Genomic DNA, 15,459 nt, shown 5'->3' with positions numbered 1-15,459 from the left:
ACCTTTTTGGGTTGCAATCCTACGGAGGAAGTGAAAACCCACACGGGCAAACGGATCTGTCTCACCGCGCTTCCGCCCTTCCTCCCTCTTTCCCCCCCCCCCCCGGCACCCGGATCCGGTCCGGGACCGGGCGCATGCCCGTGCGCTGCTGCTGTCGGCCAAGGACCGGCGCGAGCACCAGTTGGTGACGGAGGAACTGGCGGAGCGGCTGGCGCCGGTGTGCAGCCGGCTGGATGTCCCGGACCGGCCGGCCGTCAAGGCGGCCGGGCCGCTGCGGCACCTGTCGACGCTGGTCCGGGCCCGGCTGCGGCACCCGGCCCCCAGCTCCCTCGAACTCGCCGCACTGCTCCACCCCACAGCAGCTGTCTGCGGGGTCCCGCAGGCGGCGGCGCGCGAGCTGATCGCGGAGTTCGAGCAGGGACCGCGGGAGTTCTACACCGACCTGGTCGGGTGGACGGACCGGCACGGTGACGGGCAGTGGGTCATCGCCCTGCGCTGCCCCCTGCTCGACGGAGGGGGTCTTCGGCTCTACGCCGGGGCGGGCATCCTGCCCGCCTCACGGCCCCGGGCCGAACACGCCGAAACCGGACGCAAGCTCTCCACCATGCTCGATGTCCTCAGCTGCGCCCGCCCATGATCAGCGCGCTCGCGGAGTCCTCCTCGGGGCTGGTGTAGAAGTCGATGACGGCGCGCTGCCATTCCTCGACGTCCAGCAGGCCGTCGCCGTCCAGGTCGAGCTGTTCGAAGGCCCGCCGGGAGTCCCTCTCGGGCAGTCCGAGCGCGCTCTGCGCCTTCAGGAACTCATCCAGGCTGACACTGCCGTCCCCGTCACTGTCGACCAGGGTGACGTGCGCCTCCACCGACGGGCCCACCAGGTCACCGATCGTCCCCAGCTCGCGCGCGCGGAGCAGGGCGCCCACGAACGCCTCCTCGTCCAGCCGGTCCTCGCCCTGGACGCCGGCGAGCTTGGCAAGCTGCTCCCAGAACGCCGCCGCTCCCTTCTTGACCGCCATGCCCCGGGGCGTCGTCGCGGGTTCGCCCATGGCGCCGAGGAGCCGCTGGGCACGCTCCTGGACCTCCGCCTGGTCGAGGTACCCGTCGCCCGCGGAGTCGAGCGTGTGGAAACGACGGACGTACTTGGCGCGGAGTTGCGACTCACTCATGGCGAAGGCCCCTTCCGGGCGGGAGATGAACGGATTCGAGCGGCAGCGTAGGGCTCCGCCGGCGACCGCCGGGGACACGCCACACCCGCGACCGGGTGGCGTCCCGGCCGCTCCCGCCGCTCCCTCGGCTGCGCATGGCCTCACGGGCGAAGGGGCCCGGGGCCGGGCGGGCCACTGCGGCAGGGCGTCAGTTCTGGTTCTTCTCCAGGGCGGCGATGTACTTGTCCATGAGGTGGTCGCGTACGCCGTCGGAGGCGGGGGCGAGCATGTCGGCGGTCGCGCCCTTGGCCCGGTCCAGCAGCCCGCCCACCACCGGCATCCTGTCGTGCGCGGTGCCGCTGGAGTCGATGTAGCGCAGGGCGTCGACGTGGTGGAAGACCGGCTCGGGCGGGAGCTGGGGGACGACGTCGTTGTTGTTCACGAAGCGGTACATGCGCCGGGTGAAGGCACTGTCGTAGGCGCGGGCGAGCGTGCGGTCGCAGGTGCGGGGCTGGCCGAAGGTGTAGACGCCGTCGGCGGTCAGGTTGGGTTCCTCGAAGTGCAGGCGGGCGGCCGCGAGCATGGCCAGGGCGCCGCCGAGGCTGTGGCCGGTGAACCACAGGGTCTGGTCGTTGTCGCGGAACTCGTCGATCGCGGCGCGGATGTGCGGCCAGGCGCCGTCGAGGGCCTCGCCGAAGCCGTAGTGGACGAAGCCGGTCCTGCCCGGGCCGGGCCAGGGCGGGGTCGTGGTGTCGGAGAGCCAGTCACGCATCTCGACCGGCTGGGTTCCCCGGAACGCGGTGACGACCATCTGCGGACTGGCCATCGTGTAGGCCTGGGTGTCCTCGAGCGGGAACGGCGCCTTGAACGTCGTGTGATGGTGGCGGACGCGGTCGAACCCCCACTCCCGCGCGGTGGCCTCCACCGTCCGCTCGTCCTTGTAGGCCAGCTCGGCCGCACGGGCCATGCCCAGTGCGTGGCCGATGCTGTAGTCGGTGGCGGCGTGGTCGATGACAGCGGTCGTCATGACGGATCCCTTCGGTGGCCGGACAGGCGACAACTACGGAAAGTGACTATAGTTACTCACCGTTGCCACCTTGGGGACGCTGCCCGGCGTGCCCCCCTGCGTTGTGGAGGTGCCGTGCCCCCGGCTGACCCTGTCATCGACGGACTCGTGGCTGCCGCCCGCTGTGTTCCCGACGAGCTGGTCGCCACCCTTGCGGGGAGCGATGACCTGCGTACGGCCAGGCTCGGGCAGGCGATCCGGGAGCTTCGCAGCAGTGCGGCTCGTCCGGTCCGCTCCGAAGAGCAGGACGGGTCGACGGCCATCGATCCGGTGACGCACGACCCGGCCTGGTGAGGCGCCGGGAGTCGGAGGGAGCATCGGTGAGTGCAGAGGCGGCTGCGGCCAGGGTCCTCGTAACGGACTTGGACGGGACCCTGCTGGGCGGGTCGGCGTGCGATCGGCGGCGTCTGCTGGAGGCCCTTGAGCGGCATCCCGACATCGTGGTCGTCTTCGCGACCGGGCGGGGCCTCGACTCCGTCCAGGAGCTCTTACGCGACGACGCTCTCGTGCCGCCCCCTCGCTGGATCATCGGGGACGTCGGGGCGAGCGTCATCGACGGTGCGCACATGACGCGTCTTGACGCTCTGGAGGAGAGGCTGCGGGCGGGCTGGCCCGGCACCGAGAGGGTCCGTGCGGCGTTGAGGCGGTTCCCCCGGCTGGTGTACCAGGAGCACGTGGTCCAGGACGGCCGATGTTCCTTCCATCTGGCCCCGGAAGACCTCACCGACGACCTCAAGGCCGCGGTGAGGGCGCTGGGCTGCTCCTGGTCGTACGCCGGCGATCGCTACTTCGACGTGCTGCCGGCCCGGGCCGGCAAAGGGCAGGCGCTGCGGCTGCTGGGGCGCACGCTCGGCTGGGACCGGCGGGCTCTGCTGGTGGCCGGGGATTCCCGCAACGACCTGTCGCTGTTTCACCTGGGCACCAGTGCGGTGCTCGTGGGCAATGCGGAATCCGCCCTGGTCTCGGCAGTGCCCGCACGTGCCGGGCTCCACCGGTCTGCTCTGCCGGGTGCGGCGGCCGTGCTGGAGGCGATGGAGCGCTTGGGCTGGCTCGAACGGCGGTCGGTCGTCATCGGCTACCACCGGCCGCCCGTGCGCTGGCACGAAGCCCGCTGGCAGCCGCCCGCCAGCCCCAACGGCATCCTGCCCACTTTGCAGGCCGCTCTGGCCGATGAAGGCCTGGACGCCGTGTGGGCGGCCGCGCACGTCGGAGACGGGCCGCTGCCCGACCTGCCGCCGGCCGTCACGGGCGGTCTGCCCCTGTCCTTGCTGGCCCTGAGTCCGCAGAGGTGGGCCGGGTACTTCCACCGGGTGTGCAAGGAAACGCTGTGGCCGGCCCTGGTGTCCCAGCCGCAGCTCATCGAGGACCGGCCCGCGTCCTGGCCCGATTACGAGGCGGTCAACGCCGCCTTCGCCCGTCACATCAACTCCCTCGCCGCACCGGGGGCGACAGTGTGGCTGCACGACTACAACCTCTGGCTCGTGGGCGGCACCCTCAAGGCCCGCCGCCCGGATGTGACCGTCGGACTGTTCCACCACACCCCCTTCCCCCACCCGGACGTCTTCCGCCGCATCCCGGCCGCCGGGCAACTGCGCGACTCGCTCGGGCGACTCGACTGGGCCGGCTTCCACACCCACGACTGCGCCGACAACTTCCGCCGGCTCCTCTCCGGCACCGGCGGTCCGCTGCCGCGGATCGGGGTCCACCCCCTGGGGATCGACCGCCACGCCGTCGCCGCCCTCGCACGCACACGGCGCCCTCGCGGCGCGGAGGAAGGCGTCCAGCTCGTCCTGTCGGTGGAACGGCTCGACTACGCGAAGGCTCCCGTACACAAGATCCGCGCGCTGGCCGGCCTGCTGCGCCACCACCCCGGCCTGCGGCGACGGATGCGGTACCGCCTCGTCTGCCCACCACCGGAGACGGGGATCCGCGCGTACGACTCCACCCGTACCGAACTCGAACGGTCCATCGCCGAGATCAACGACCGGTACGGCACGCGCGACTGGCAACCGGTCGACTACATCCCCCGCAACCTGAGCTTCGCGGAAGTCGTCGACCACTACCTCGCCGCAGACGTCTTCTGGGTGGCCTCCCTCGCCGACGGAATGAACCTCACCGCCCAGGAGTACGTCGCGGCGCGCAGCGCGGTCCGCCGGCCAGGCGTCCTCGTCCTGTCCCGCCACGCAGGTATCGCCCGGCACCTGGCAAGCGCAGCAGTGCTCACCGACCCCCACGACCGAGCCGACCTCGAGCAGACCCTGCACCGAGCGCTGACCATGCCCGGTGACCAGCGCACCGCACACATGGACGGCCTGGCGAAGCTGCTGCGCTTCCCCGACCCCCTCCAGTGGGCACGCTCCGTCATCACCGCCATCGGCGACGCGGCTGGTCGGACCACTCCGTCGGCCATGCCTCGATCATGACGGTGAGACGTCGGAGAGCGGCCTGTCGTACAGCGCCCTGCCCATAGGAGAGCCTTCGCCCGTGACGTGAGCGCGGATGGATGCGATGTAGTCGTCGCGGCTGATGCTGCCGTCGCCGTTGGTGTCCAGGGCGGTGAACGCCGCTTCGGCGTTGGTGGCGGGGTTGTTCAGCGCTGTGCGCAGGGCGGTGAATGCGTGGAGGTCGAGGGCGCCGTCCTGGTCGGTGTCGGCGAGGTCGAAGAGGGCGCCGAGGACGGGTGCGCAGACGGTGTCGAACGCCTCCGCTCCGGCCCAGGCCGCGTATTCGTCGAAGGTCATCCTTCCGTCGCCGTCGGCGTCCATCGACTCCCATGCGCGTTCGCCGAGGGTGCGTGCGGTGACGACGCGCCGGTCGTCGTCCTCGAGTCCCATCGCCCGTGCCACGTTCCCGGTGCGGGCCAGGTACTCCTGCCGGGAGACGATGCCGTCTCCGTCCGCGTCGAGCATGGCGAAGATGAGCCTTTGGGCGGCTGTCTGGTCCATCGGGGTCCTTCCTGACGGTGTTCGCGGGTGGGTGCTTCGATCCGAGCGGGTTGTCCTTGCCCCTCGGGCGTGATGATCAAGGCACCCATCCGGGGGGCGCGGGAGGTGTTTCGCCACGTGGAGTGCGCGTGAAGCGCCGATGGTGCGACTCGACGCGCCGGAGACGGCGGAGGCGGCCTGGGGGTAGACACCACCTTTATGGAAGGACACATTCCGTGGAGGGTGGATGTTCGGCAAACACTGCACAACGGTCGTGACGAGTTCCCTGGCCGGGCTCCGGGGCGGCAACGGTGAGGCACAGCTGGAGGTCAAGCCGTGAGCCGGAGCACGGTGGGCATTCCCACCGAACCGATCGGCAGCATCCCGCGACCCGCCGAGCTGCTCGCCGCCATGGCGGACCATGCCGAGGGCCGGATCGGGGATGAGGAACTCGCCGCCGCCCAGGACCGCGCGGTCCGCGACACCGTCCGCCGCCTGGAGGAGATCGGCTCCCCGGTCGTCACCGACGGCGAACAGGCCAAGCCCAGCTTCGCCACCTACCCGCTGACCGGCCTGGACCGACTGGCACCCGACGGCGTCGTCATCCCCTTCGCCGACGGGCACCAACGGCAGCTGCCCCGCCTCACGGCCGGGCCCCTGCGGTACGGCGTGTACGCGGACCGCTATCTGCGCGCCGCGCTCCGCCACACCGCCTCACCGGTGAAGCAGGCCGTCATCGCACCCTCGGCGCTCAGCCTGCTCTACCCGGCCGACGGCATCGACGGATACCCCCGCGAAGCCTTCCTCGACGACCTGACCGCCGAGGCCGAAGCGGACATCCGCCGATGCCTGGACGCCGGCGCCCACCGCGTGCAGCTCGACTTCACCGAGGCCCGCCTGGCACTGAAGATCGACCCGAGCGGCGGCCTGCTCGACCAGTTCATCGCTCTCAACAACCGCGTCCTGCAACGCTTCTCCACCACCGAACGGGCCAGGATCGGAATCCACACCTGCCCCGGCGGTGATCAGGACTCCACCCACAGCCTGGACGTGGACTACACGGCCCTGCTGCCCGCACTCCTCCGTCTCGAAGCCGGTGCCTTCTACATCCAGCTCGCCAGCGAGCCGGACCCGGACAAGGTTCTCGCCGTCCTCGCCGAACACCTGCCCGACCGGACCCAGGTCTTCATCGGCGTCACCGACCCGATCGACCCACGTGTCGAAACACCCCAGGAGGTACGCGACCGCGTCCTGGCAGCCGCCCGATACCTGCCTCCCGACCGGCTGGGCACCTGCGACGACTGCGGCTTCTCCCCCTTCGCCGACGACACCTCCACCTCCCGCGACACCGCCTTCGCGAAGATCAGCGCCCGCATCGAAGGCACGGCTCTGGCCACCCGCGAACTGACCGGCTGACCGAGAACCCCACCCGTCACGCAGGTCACTCGGTTCAGCACGGTGTTCCGTGCTCTCTGCCCGTGTGGACGAGGTCCGGGGTGATGTCGGCCGTCGTGGGGCATCCGGCGAGGGCCATGGCTCGGGACAGCTGCTCCCGGTAGGAGTGGAGCAGGGACTCCACTCCGGCGGCGCCGCCCAGGGCCAGGGCCCACAGGACGGGGCGTCCGACGAGTACGGCGTCGGCGCCCAGGGCCAGGGCCACCAGGACGTCCAGGCCGGTCGAGATGCCGCCGTCCACGAGGACGGGGACCCGGCCGGCCACCGCCTCGACGACCGGCGGCAGGGCCCGGCTGGTGGGCAGGACGCGGTCGAGCTGGCGTCCGCCGTGGTGGGAGACGATGATCCCTTCGGCACCGGCCTCGACACAGGCGAGGGCGTCGTCGGGCCGCAGGATCCCTTTGACGAGGACCGGCAGGCCGGAGAGGTCACGCAGCCGTGCGATGACGCCCGGTGTGAGCGAGGGGTCCTGTTCGAGGGCGTCGGGCCGGGTGGCGGGGTCGGACAGCCGGGCGCTGGTGTCGCCGGCGTCGAAGGGCAGAGGGCCGAGTTCGGCGCCGCGGGGGGTGACGTAGGGCGCGTCGACGGTGAGGACCAGGGCCCGCGCTCCGGCGGCGGCGACGCGCCGGACGTACTGCTCGGTGACGGCCCGTTCGCGCAGGCAGTAGATCTGGGCCCACCAGGGGCCCGCCGCCTCGGCCACCGCTTCGGGTTCGCGGCTGGAGCGTCCGGAGAGGACCAGCAGCGAACCGGCCGAGGCGACGCCCCGGGCGGTGGCGATCTCTCCCTGCGGGGTGGCGAGGCTGTGGAAGGCGGTGGGGGCCGCGACGACGGGGGCGGCGAGGTCCGTGCCGAGCAGGGTGGTGCGGGTGTCCACCGTGGAGACGTCGCGCAGGACGTGGGGGCGGAGCCGTGGCTCGCGCCAGCCGTCCGGGGCTTCCCGGAGCGTGAGGTTCTCGCCGGACCCGGCCGCGTAGTAGGCGAACGAGGTCGGGTCCAGCACCCCGCGGGCCCGCTCGGCGAGGTCGGGCCCGGCGTCGATCCGGGAGGTCACGGCCGTTCACCGTCCGGGGTCTCCGGGGCGGCGGAGGCGACGGGAGGGCCTTTCCAGCGGCGGCCGTCCTCCCAGTACGCCTGTACTTCGGCCAGCGTCCTGCCGGTGGTGTCGGGCACCTTGGCGTACACGTAGCACCAGGCGACGGCGTTGACGGCGAGGAGCAGGCAGAAGGTGGCGGTGCCGCCCAGGGCGGACAGTGCGCTGAGGAAGAACTGGGCGATGATCAGGTTGGCGCTGAGGTTGGACAGGAGCATGGCCGACGCTCCCGGGCCGCGCAGCCGGCGGGGGAAGCCCTCGGCGGCGAACACCCAGATCAGCGCGCCGAAACCGGCGTTGAAGCCGACCGCGAAGACGGCGAGCCCGAGCAGACCGGCCGTGGCGGGGAGGATGTCCGCGAACACGCCGACGAGCAGCAGATGGCCCGCCGTCATCAGTGCGGTGCCGGTGAGCAGGGCGGTGCGGCGGCTCACCCGGTCGATCGCCACCGCGCACACCAGCGCGGCGACGGCGGAGAGCAGCTGGATGAAGCCGGGCAGCACGAGCAGGCTGAAGTCGCCCTCGTAGCCCATGCGCTGGAAGATGCGGGGGCTGAAGTAGCCGATGGCGCTGATGCCGGTGATCTGGACGAGGAAGCCCAGGGTGACGACGAAGAAGGTCAGTCGCCGGTACTTGGGATGGAACAGCTCGCGCAGCCGCCCCTGGGCGGACCCGGCGGAGAGCTCCTCGGGGGAGGCGGGTTCCTCGGGGACGGTGTCCGGCTCCAGTGTCCCGAGGACGCGGTCGGCTGCTGCGGCGCGGTCGGCGCGCCCCTTCATGAGGTACCAGCTCGGCGTCTCCGGCAGCCGCAACAGGGCGACGGCCGCCGCGGCGGCGCAGAACGCGGGGATGACCAGCATGGTCCGCCAGTGGCCGCCGCCGGCCAGCAGATAGCTGACGAAGTACGTGGCGGCGCATCCGCCCGCCGTGGCGCACTGGTAGAGCACGGCGACCCGGCCGCGGATCGCCGTGCGGACGGACTCGGCGATGAGCACGGGCACGATGACGATGAGCACCCCCATGCTCATGCCGAGCACCGCGCGGGTGCCCACCAGCATCAGGAGGTTCACCGACAGCGCGGACACGAGGGTGGTGAGGGAGCAGACGGCCGCGGCGACGACGAGGGCGCCGCGCCGGCCCGCCCCGTGGGAGAGCCGTCCGGCCAGGAGCGTTCCCGCCATCAGGCCCACGACGGGACCGGCGTACAGCGTTCCCTGCTCGAAGGGCGAGAGGTGGAACGTCCGGGTGACGAGGATCTGGGCGCCGGCCATCGCCGTGCCGTCGTAGCCGTAGGTCAGGCCCAGGAGCACGGCGGCGAGACCGACCGCCGTGCCTGGCCGGCGGAGGGGGCGCCCGCGGGGTGTCGACATCGGGGATGGTCCATCGCCTTCCGCTCGGGGGCTTGTCCGGTGGCCGGGTGCACGGCCGCTCATCCGGCCGGCCCCGCCTGCCCGCCCAGCGCCGCGAGCGGTTCGCGTGCGCCGTCGGCGGCGAGGATGACCTCGTACACCAGGTCCGCCTTGGACAGCGGGTCACGGAAGTCCAGCGGACGTCCGCTGAGATCGCTGTGGGTCCCGCCGCTCTCCGAGAGCACGCACGCCGGTGCGGCGACGTCCCAGATGCGGCAGCTGCGGTGCACGTAGCCGGCGTAGGCGCCGTCGATGACGAGGGCGGCGTCGAAGACGCTGTTGCTGGCGCGCGTACCGAGGCACTGCGCGGCGATGGCGGTCATGAGCCGGGCGTCCTCGGCCATCCGTTCCGGGCCGGCCTTGTCCATGCCGTAGGCCACCAGGCGGCCCTCCAGTCCGGCGCAGGCGGGGGTGCGGAAGGCGGTGCCGTCGCGGAACGCCCCCCGGCCGCGCTGCGCCAGGTACCGCCGTCCCAGGGCCGGCAGGGTGATGCCCGCGGCCAGCAGGCCCCGGTCGTCCACGGCGGCGAGCATCGCGCCGTAGAGGGGGCTGCCCGCCGCGTAGTTGCTCGTACCGTCCAGGGGGTCGACGATCCACGTGACCGGACCGTCGGCCTCCCGCACACCGCTCTCCTCCTCGATGACCGAGTCGGCGGGGAAGTCCCGGCCGAGCGCCGCGACGATCATCTCCCCGATGGCGTGGTCGGCGGCGGTGCTGATCTGGTTGCGGTCGTCGGCCTTCACCCCGACGACCTCGACGGCGCCGCCTGAACCGGCGTACCGCAGGGCCAGTCCGTCCGCCCGGTCCAGGATCGTGTCGAGCCAGGGGAGGTAGTCGGTCACCGCTCCCCCGCCGCCTTCGCCGTGAGCACGGCCGACCGGTCCCGGCACGCGTCCCGGTACGTGGCGAGGATCGGGCGTTCTGGTGTGATGACGTCGGCGGGCAGGTCGTCGATGTCGAAGAACGCGGCGTCGGTGTTCTCGGCCCGGTCGAGGACCAGGGTGGCGCCGGCCGGCGGGGAGGCGACGTAGGCCGCGGTGACGTTGTGGACCTCGTCGCCGTTCGGGTAGCGGTAGAAGTACTGCGGCCCACCGGAGAACAGGCCCAGCAAGGCGAGCTCACCGACGACGAGTCCCGTCTCCTCCAGCACCTCTCTGCGGGCGGTGTCCTCGAAGGACTCGCCGGGATCCATCAGCCCGCCGGGCAGCCCCCACCCGCCCGTGTCGGTGCGGGCCAGCAACAGCACCCTGCCCAGGTCGTCGGTCACGACCACCGACGCACCGGGGAAGATGACGGGCCGGTGGCCCAGCAGAGCGCGCAGTTCGGCCACGTAGTCGTTCATCCGTCGTCCCTTCGGCGGTGGTCAGGCCGCGTGCGCAGAGCCATCGACATGTGCCCGCCGTACGGCGTCGCAAACCCGGTCGACGTCCTGCTCCGGCATGTGCGAGTAGAGCGGGAGAGTGATCATCCGGGCGGCCAGCCGGTCCGTCACCGGCAGGGTGGGCGGGGCCGTTTCGGAGCGGTACGCGGTCTGCCGGTGCAGCGGCGGGTCGAAGTAGAAACGGCTGCTGATGCCTTCGGCGGACAGCACCCGGGCGACTCCGGCGCGATCCGTGCCGAACGCCTCGGGCTCGACCTGGACACCGAGGTCCTTGTAGGAGCTGCCGGCGCCCTCGGGGATGTCCTGGAAGGTGAGTCCGGGCAGGTCGGCGAGGTTGCGGCGGTAGCGCTGGACCAGCGTCATCCGGCGCTCCAGCCAGTGCGGGAAGCGTTCCAGTGCGGAGAGACCGACGAGGGCGGACAGTTCCGGCATGCGTGCGTTCAGCCCGACGAAGCGGGCGTCGTAGTCCCCGGGGTTGCCGTAGTCACGGCCGGTCCGCAACTCCTGCGCCAGGTTGTCGTCGCCGGTGGTGACGAGTCCGCCCTCACCCGCTGACAGCGGCTTGGTGGGGCTGAGGCTGAAGACCTCGGCGAGCCCTTTGCCGCCGACCATGGTGCCGTCCGGATAGCGGCTGCCGAAGCCGTGCGCGGCGTCCAGCACCACGGGGACCCGGGCGCCGGCCGCCCGCTGGAGCGCGTCCACGTCGCAGGGGGCACCGAAGGTGTGCATGCCGACGACCGCGTCGGCGGCCGACGCCGCCTTGGCGCAGGCTGCCGGGTCGAGGGTCCAGGTGTGCGGGTCGCTGTCGGCGAAGTGGAGGTGCTGGGCGTTCCAGGCGCCGACGTGGCCGGTCGCCATGAAGGTGAAGCCCGGCACGACGACGTCCTTGGCCCTGCCGATGGAGCGCAGGACGAGCATCAGGCCGGCCGTGCAGTTGCTGACGGCCACGACATGGCGTACTCCGAGGTACTCGGCCACCGCCTCTTCGAAACGTCGGACCCAGACCCCGTTGGTGAGCATCCCCGACCTCAGGACGTCGTCCATCCTGGCGAGCAGGGCGCTGTCGGGTTCGACGGTGGGACGCACCAGCGGGATGGGCGGGCGGGCATCGGTCCGCGACGGGGCGGGCGTGGCGGCGTCGGTGCTGACGGACGTCATTCGGTGTCCCTCTCAGACGGATGCGGCGGGGGAGAACGCGCGAGCGGCGCCCGGCGCGGGTGTGGCGGCGAGGGCGTTCTGTGCCGTGAGGAAGTTGCTGTACTTGGCGTCGGCGAAGTCCAGATAGCGGCCTCGGGCCATGGCGTCCCGTATCTCGCGGACCGAGTCGACGACGCCGAACCGGCGCTGGAAGCGGCGGGCCTCGCGGATGCGTTCGAAGTTGACCCGGTAGTTGCGCGGGTCCGCCGCCTCCTCCTGGACGACGACGCGGGTGCCCGGGATCTCACGGGCGATGACCTCGCCGATCTGCGCCATCTGGTAGTTCTCTTCCCCCGAGCCGCAGTTGTAGAGGGTCGGGGAGGTGTTGTCCGTCGCGGCCTGAAGGGCCTTGGCCGCGTCCTGGACGTGCAGGAAGGGCCGCCACTGCCGGCCGCCGTGGACGGCGACCTCGCCCCGGGTGACCGCGTGGGCGGTCATGACGTTCACCGCGAGGTCGAACCGCATGCGGTCTGACAACCCGTGGACGGTGGCGAAACGCAGGATGTGCGCGGTGAGCGCGCTCCCGCCGAGCGACAGCAGATAGTGCTCCGCCATGATCTTCGACTGGGCGTAGACCGACTGGGGGTTGAGGGGTGACCAGACGTCGACCTCCTCGTCGTTCTCGGTGGCCCCGTAGTTGCTGCAGGTCGAGGCGAACACGAAGGTGGTGACGCCGGCCTTCTGGCATGCCTCCGCGACGCGCACCGTGCCCAGGTAGTTGGTCTGCCAGGCGAGGTCGGTGTCCAGGCCGCACGCCGGGTCGCCCACCACCGCGGCGAGGTGGATGACGGCGTCCACGCCCCGCAGGGCCGGCTGCCACTCACCCGGTTCACGGATGTCCCCGCCCACGTAGGTCACTCGGGGATCGGAGATCCTTGCGCCGGGGACCAGGTCGTTGTCGACGACGGTGACGCGCACTCCGCGGGCGGCGAGCTGACGGACCAGCGTCGAGCCGACGTAGCCCTGCCCGCCTGTGATCAGTATGGAAGTCACGATGAGTCTCCTCTGCTGGGACGTTCCGCGCCGGTTTCCCTTCTGGAAAGGGCCCGCGTCAACCGCCGGCGGTCCGGCTCGATCGGCGCTCCGACCACGTTCCCGGCTCTCCCTCACTGATGCGGGATCACCTTGACCCTTTTTTCAGGGACGTGCGCGGAAAGCCCGTGCGGAATACGGTGGAAATGTCATCGCCATGCCTCGATTCCCCGAAGGAGCAGGTGGAATGTCTTTTCCCCTCCTCGCCGAGCAATACAGCATGCTCTACGCCCAGAAACTCCTGGGACCGGGAGTGGCGCACAACATGACATTTACCCTGCCCCTCCCCGAAGGCGTCGACGAGGCGCGGGTCGCCGGTGCCGTGGCCGTGTTCTGCGAGCACCAGGCGGCCCTGCGCGCGGCGTTGCGCGGCAGCCCGCCCACGGTCCAGTGGACGGGGCCCGACCTTCCCCGGCCGGTGGTCGTCGAGAGCGCGGACGTCGAGCGGACCGTGCGGGAGCGCCTGACGGCGCTGCACCTCGCGGAGCTCCATCCGGCCGGGGTGCCGATGCGGGCGGCCTTCGAACTTGTCCGCGGTCCCGGCCGGCGGGCGGTCCTCGTCGTCGCCATGGACCATCTGGTGTCCGATGCCCGTTCCTCGGTCGTCGCCGCCCGCCAGTTGGCCGCTCTGGTCGAAGGCGGGCCGTACGGGCCGGGCCTTCCCGCGCCGGGCGACTACGCCGACTGGTGTCGGCGGCGCGCGGCGGACGGCGAACGGAGCGCGGCGCGGGAGACCGCCGCCTGGCGCTCGGCCCTGGACGCGGTGTCCCCCCTGCACGACCCCGCGCTGGACGGCGCCGTCGGACCGGCGGTGCTGAGCCAGCGTGATCACGTCCACGACGGCGCGGACCTGGACCGCGCGGTGCGGCGGCTGAGCACCGAGCTCGGCGTGTCGGAGTTCACCACCGTCTCCGCCCTGCTCTCCTTGGTGCTGTGGCAGCGCACGGGGCAGCGCGACTTCGTCGTCCACACACCCGTCTCGACCCGTCGGCGGCAGCAGGTGGACGAGGTCGTCGGTTACTTCATCAACGAACGGCCGCTGGTCTGCCACATCGAGGAGGACCGCAGTCTGGTCGAGCACGCGCAGGACATGTACCACTCCTCACTCTGTGCCGTCCGCCACTCGCGCCTGTCCGTCCCCGAGCTGGCCGAGGCGGTACCCGCCTACCGGGCGGCGCTGGAGGGCGACCAGGTCGGCTATGTGCAGCTGCACGTCAGCCGCGGTACGGGCGAGCTGCCGGGCAGCGGCCGTCCCGGCCCCGGCGCCTCGGCGCCCCGCACCACGGAACTCGGCGCGTTCCGGCCGGGGCGGCCGATGACCTGCACGACGGTCCGGTTCGACTTCGACCCGCGGCAGACGCTCGTGCGCAGCTTCTTCGGCGGTCCGCGCTCCGGGGCCCCGTCGGCGGGAGAGATCGCCGACGGGGTCGTGGCGCTGCTGCGCCGGGCGGCGGGTGCGGGGCACCAGCCGGTGGCCAAGCTGGTGGCGTGAGGGCGGCCGGGAAAGACGGCGCCGCGAGGCCCTGGCGGGGGCCTCGCGGCGCATCGTCCGGTCGATCGGTGGTGGGGGGTCAGGGGCGGCGGTCGCCGTCGTGCCGGTAGCGTTCCGCGGCTCTGGCGAGTTCGGCCTTGTTGCCGAGGCCCAGTTTGGCCCTGATGCGTTTGAGGTAGGTGTCGACGGTGTGCGGGCTGATGCCGATGCGGCGTGCGGCCTGATTGCGAGTGAGTCCGTCGGCGACGAGCAGCAGCGTCTCCCGCTCCCGGGCGGACAGCCCGGGCGACTGGTCCGGGTCCGGCGCCTCCCCCGCCCGCCCCCTCTCCCCGCTCCGTCCGGATCTCCCGCCGTCGTCCTCGATCCGCCACGCCCGGCCTCCGGGCCGGGCGGAATTCCCATGGTCGCCACCGCTTTCTCCCAGGGCTTCCGCGGCAGCCGCCAGTACGGCCGGCAGTACATTTGCCCTTCCTTCGACGCGCCCTGTCGCGACACTGGAAACGGCTACCACGCGCACGCCGTATCCAGCATTTCCGTGCAAGACGTCGCGCACGTCTTCCGGCGATAACTCCCCCGCCAGTATCGCCAGGGTGTACGAACAGGATTCCGAGTCGTCGGGTCTATTCGACGAGCGATCTCCCAGGACCTCGGCGGACGGAATCGGCACTGGTTTCATCCTTCCCTCAGATGGCGGCGGGACCTGTTGTGCAGCACGACCGGGGACACGTCCGCCGCGTACAGGCGGCCGACCGGCCGGCCGATCACCAGGACGTGGTCGGTGTACGCGAAGGTGGCGCACACCGTGAACCGCGCCGCGGCGGCGGCGCCGCGCAGCAGCGCCGGCCCGGCCTGGTGGAGGGGGTCCACGCCGTCGAACCGTTCGTGGGCCGGGGCCGTGGCGAACTGGTCGATCAGCCGGCGCTGGTCCCAGCTGAGGATGTTGACGCCGAACATGCCGGAGGCGCGGACGGTCCGCAGGGTCCGGCTGGTCTCCGACAGGCACACCGCGATCATCGGCGGCCGCAGGGACCAGGAGAGTACGGCGTTGACGGTGCAGCCGATGGGGTCCTCGTCGCCGTGCTGGGCGGTGACCACCGAGACACCGCTGGGCCAGGAGGTCATGAAGGCGCGGAACTCCTCCGGTGCAACACCGCCGGGCGGACCTGCGGTGGTCGGGTCGCGGGGTGGGCTGGAGACGGATTGCGTCGCGCGGGCGAGCGGGTGAGCCGTCATCACGTACTCCTTCATGAGGTGGGATGAGGGGGAAC

At 71.8% G+C, this 15,459-nt stretch carries 15 protein-coding genes and 1 pseudogene; 5 read left to right on the top strand and 11 right to left on the bottom strand.

Going from position 1 to position 15,459, the window contains the following annotated elements:
* Positions 1 to 115: 115 nt before the first annotated feature.
* A pseudogene (locus ACZ501_RS27470) lies at positions 116 to 637 on the top strand (chorismate-binding protein); the annotation flags it as partial.
* On the opposite strand, the gene ACZ501_RS27465 reads toward ACZ501_RS27470, so the two are convergent.
* Both ACZ501_RS27465 and ACZ501_RS27460 read right to left on the bottom strand, forming a co-directional pair.
* Positions 618 to 1,163, bottom strand: a complete 546-nt coding sequence (locus ACZ501_RS27465) for an EF-hand domain-containing protein (RefSeq protein ID WP_468799005.1) — start codon at positions 1,161 to 1,163, stop codon at positions 618 to 620. The pseudogene ACZ501_RS27470 and the gene ACZ501_RS27465 sit on opposite strands and share 20 nt — an antisense overlap.
* A gap of 187 nt (positions 1,164 to 1,350) precedes the next feature.
* Entirely contained in the window at positions 1,351 to 2,169 is an 819-nt protein-coding gene (locus tag ACZ501_RS27460) for a lipase family protein (protein ID WP_468799003.1), read from the bottom strand.
* A 114-nt stretch (positions 2,170 to 2,283) separates the two neighbouring features.
* On the opposite strand from ACZ501_RS27460, the gene ACZ501_RS27455 reads away from it, so the two are divergent.
* A complete protein-coding gene (locus ACZ501_RS27455; RefSeq protein ID WP_468799001.1) occupies positions 2,284 to 2,502 on the top strand; it encodes a hypothetical protein in 219 nt (72 codons plus the stop codon).
* Between the two features lie 26 nt (positions 2,503 to 2,528).
* Positions 2,529 to 4,631, top strand: a complete 2,103-nt coding sequence (locus ACZ501_RS27450) for a trehalose-6-phosphate synthase (protein ID WP_468798999.1) — start codon at positions 2,529 to 2,531, stop codon at positions 4,629 to 4,631.
* Here ACZ501_RS27450 and ACZ501_RS27445 read toward each other — a convergent pair.
* Positions 4,626 to 5,153 carry an EF-hand domain-containing protein gene (locus ACZ501_RS27445; protein WP_361595935.1) on the bottom strand — a complete coding sequence of 176 codons (528 nt, stop codon included), beginning with the start codon at positions 5,151 to 5,153 and terminating at the stop codon, positions 4,626 to 4,628. The genes ACZ501_RS27450 and ACZ501_RS27445 overlap by 6 nt on opposite strands.
* A 330-nt stretch (positions 5,154 to 5,483) precedes the next feature.
* On the opposite strand from ACZ501_RS27445, the gene ACZ501_RS27440 reads away from it, so the two are divergent.
* Positions 5,484 to 6,548, top strand: coding sequence for a cobalamin-independent methionine synthase II family protein (locus ACZ501_RS27440; protein WP_468799224.1), 1,065 nt, complete (start codon positions 5,484 to 5,486; stop codon positions 6,546 to 6,548).
* Positions 6,549 to 6,582: 34 nt separating this feature from the next.
* On the opposite strand, the gene ACZ501_RS27435 is transcribed toward ACZ501_RS27440, so the two are convergent.
* From ACZ501_RS27435 to ACZ501_RS27410, 6 genes are read right to left on the bottom strand one after another with little or no spacing between them, the layout of a single operon-like run.
* Positions 6,583 to 7,641 (bottom strand): alpha-hydroxy acid oxidase, encoded by a 1,059-nt coding sequence (locus ACZ501_RS27435; RefSeq protein WP_468798997.1) that lies wholly within the window; start codon positions 7,639 to 7,641, stop codon positions 6,583 to 6,585.
* The gene (locus ACZ501_RS27430; RefSeq protein WP_468798995.1) at positions 7,638 to 9,050 is read right to left on the bottom strand and encodes an MFS transporter; all 1,413 of its coding nucleotides are present in this window, start codon (positions 9,048 to 9,050) and stop codon (positions 7,638 to 7,640) included. The genes ACZ501_RS27435 and ACZ501_RS27430 overlap by 4 nt, the downstream gene beginning before the upstream one ends.
* A gap of 59 nt (positions 9,051 to 9,109) precedes the next feature.
* Positions 9,110 to 9,931, bottom strand: a complete 822-nt coding sequence (locus ACZ501_RS27425) for an inositol monophosphatase family protein (RefSeq protein ID WP_468798993.1) — start codon at positions 9,929 to 9,931, stop codon at positions 9,110 to 9,112.
* The gene (locus ACZ501_RS27420; protein WP_468798991.1) at positions 9,928 to 10,431 is read right to left on the bottom strand and encodes an NUDIX hydrolase; all 504 of its coding nucleotides are present in this window, start codon (positions 10,429 to 10,431) and stop codon (positions 9,928 to 9,930) included. The genes ACZ501_RS27425 and ACZ501_RS27420 overlap by 4 nt, the downstream gene beginning before the upstream one ends.
* Before the next feature lie 21 nt (positions 10,432 to 10,452).
* The gene (locus ACZ501_RS27415) at positions 10,453 to 11,628 is read right to left on the bottom strand and encodes a DegT/DnrJ/EryC1/StrS family aminotransferase (RefSeq protein WP_468798989.1); all 1,176 of its coding nucleotides are present in this window, start codon (positions 11,626 to 11,628) and stop codon (positions 10,453 to 10,455) included.
* A gap of 12 nt (positions 11,629 to 11,640) precedes the next feature.
* Complete coding sequence (locus tag ACZ501_RS27410; protein ID WP_468798987.1) at positions 11,641 to 12,660, bottom strand: NAD-dependent epimerase/dehydratase family protein; 1,020 nt, start codon at positions 12,658 to 12,660, stop codon at positions 11,641 to 11,643.
* 226 nt (positions 12,661 to 12,886) lie between these two features.
* Here ACZ501_RS27410 and ACZ501_RS27405 point away from each other — a divergent pair, with 226 nt between their 5' ends.
* On the top strand, positions 12,887 to 14,191 hold the full coding sequence (locus tag ACZ501_RS27405; protein WP_361595956.1) for a condensation domain-containing protein: 1,305 nt from the start codon (positions 12,887 to 12,889) through the stop codon (positions 14,189 to 14,191).
* Between the two features lie 79 nt (positions 14,192 to 14,270).
* Here ACZ501_RS27405 and ACZ501_RS27400 read toward each other — a convergent pair whose 3' ends face one another.
* Both ACZ501_RS27400 and ACZ501_RS27395 read right to left on the bottom strand, forming a co-directional pair.
* Entirely contained in the window at positions 14,271 to 14,858 is a 588-nt protein-coding gene (locus ACZ501_RS27400; protein ID WP_468798985.1) for a response regulator transcription factor, read from the bottom strand.
* A 5-nt stretch (positions 14,859 to 14,863) separates the two neighbouring features.
* Positions 14,864 to 15,424, bottom strand: a complete 561-nt coding sequence (locus tag ACZ501_RS27395; RefSeq protein ID WP_361595962.1) for a flavin reductase family protein — start codon at positions 15,422 to 15,424, stop codon at positions 14,864 to 14,866.
* Between the last annotated feature and the right edge of the window lie 35 nt (positions 15,425 to 15,459).

Source organism: Streptomyces sp. NPDC034085, assembly GCF_055575555.1.
Note: the sequence above shows the minus strand (reverse complement) of the source record. Positions and strands in the feature narration are given on the sequence as shown.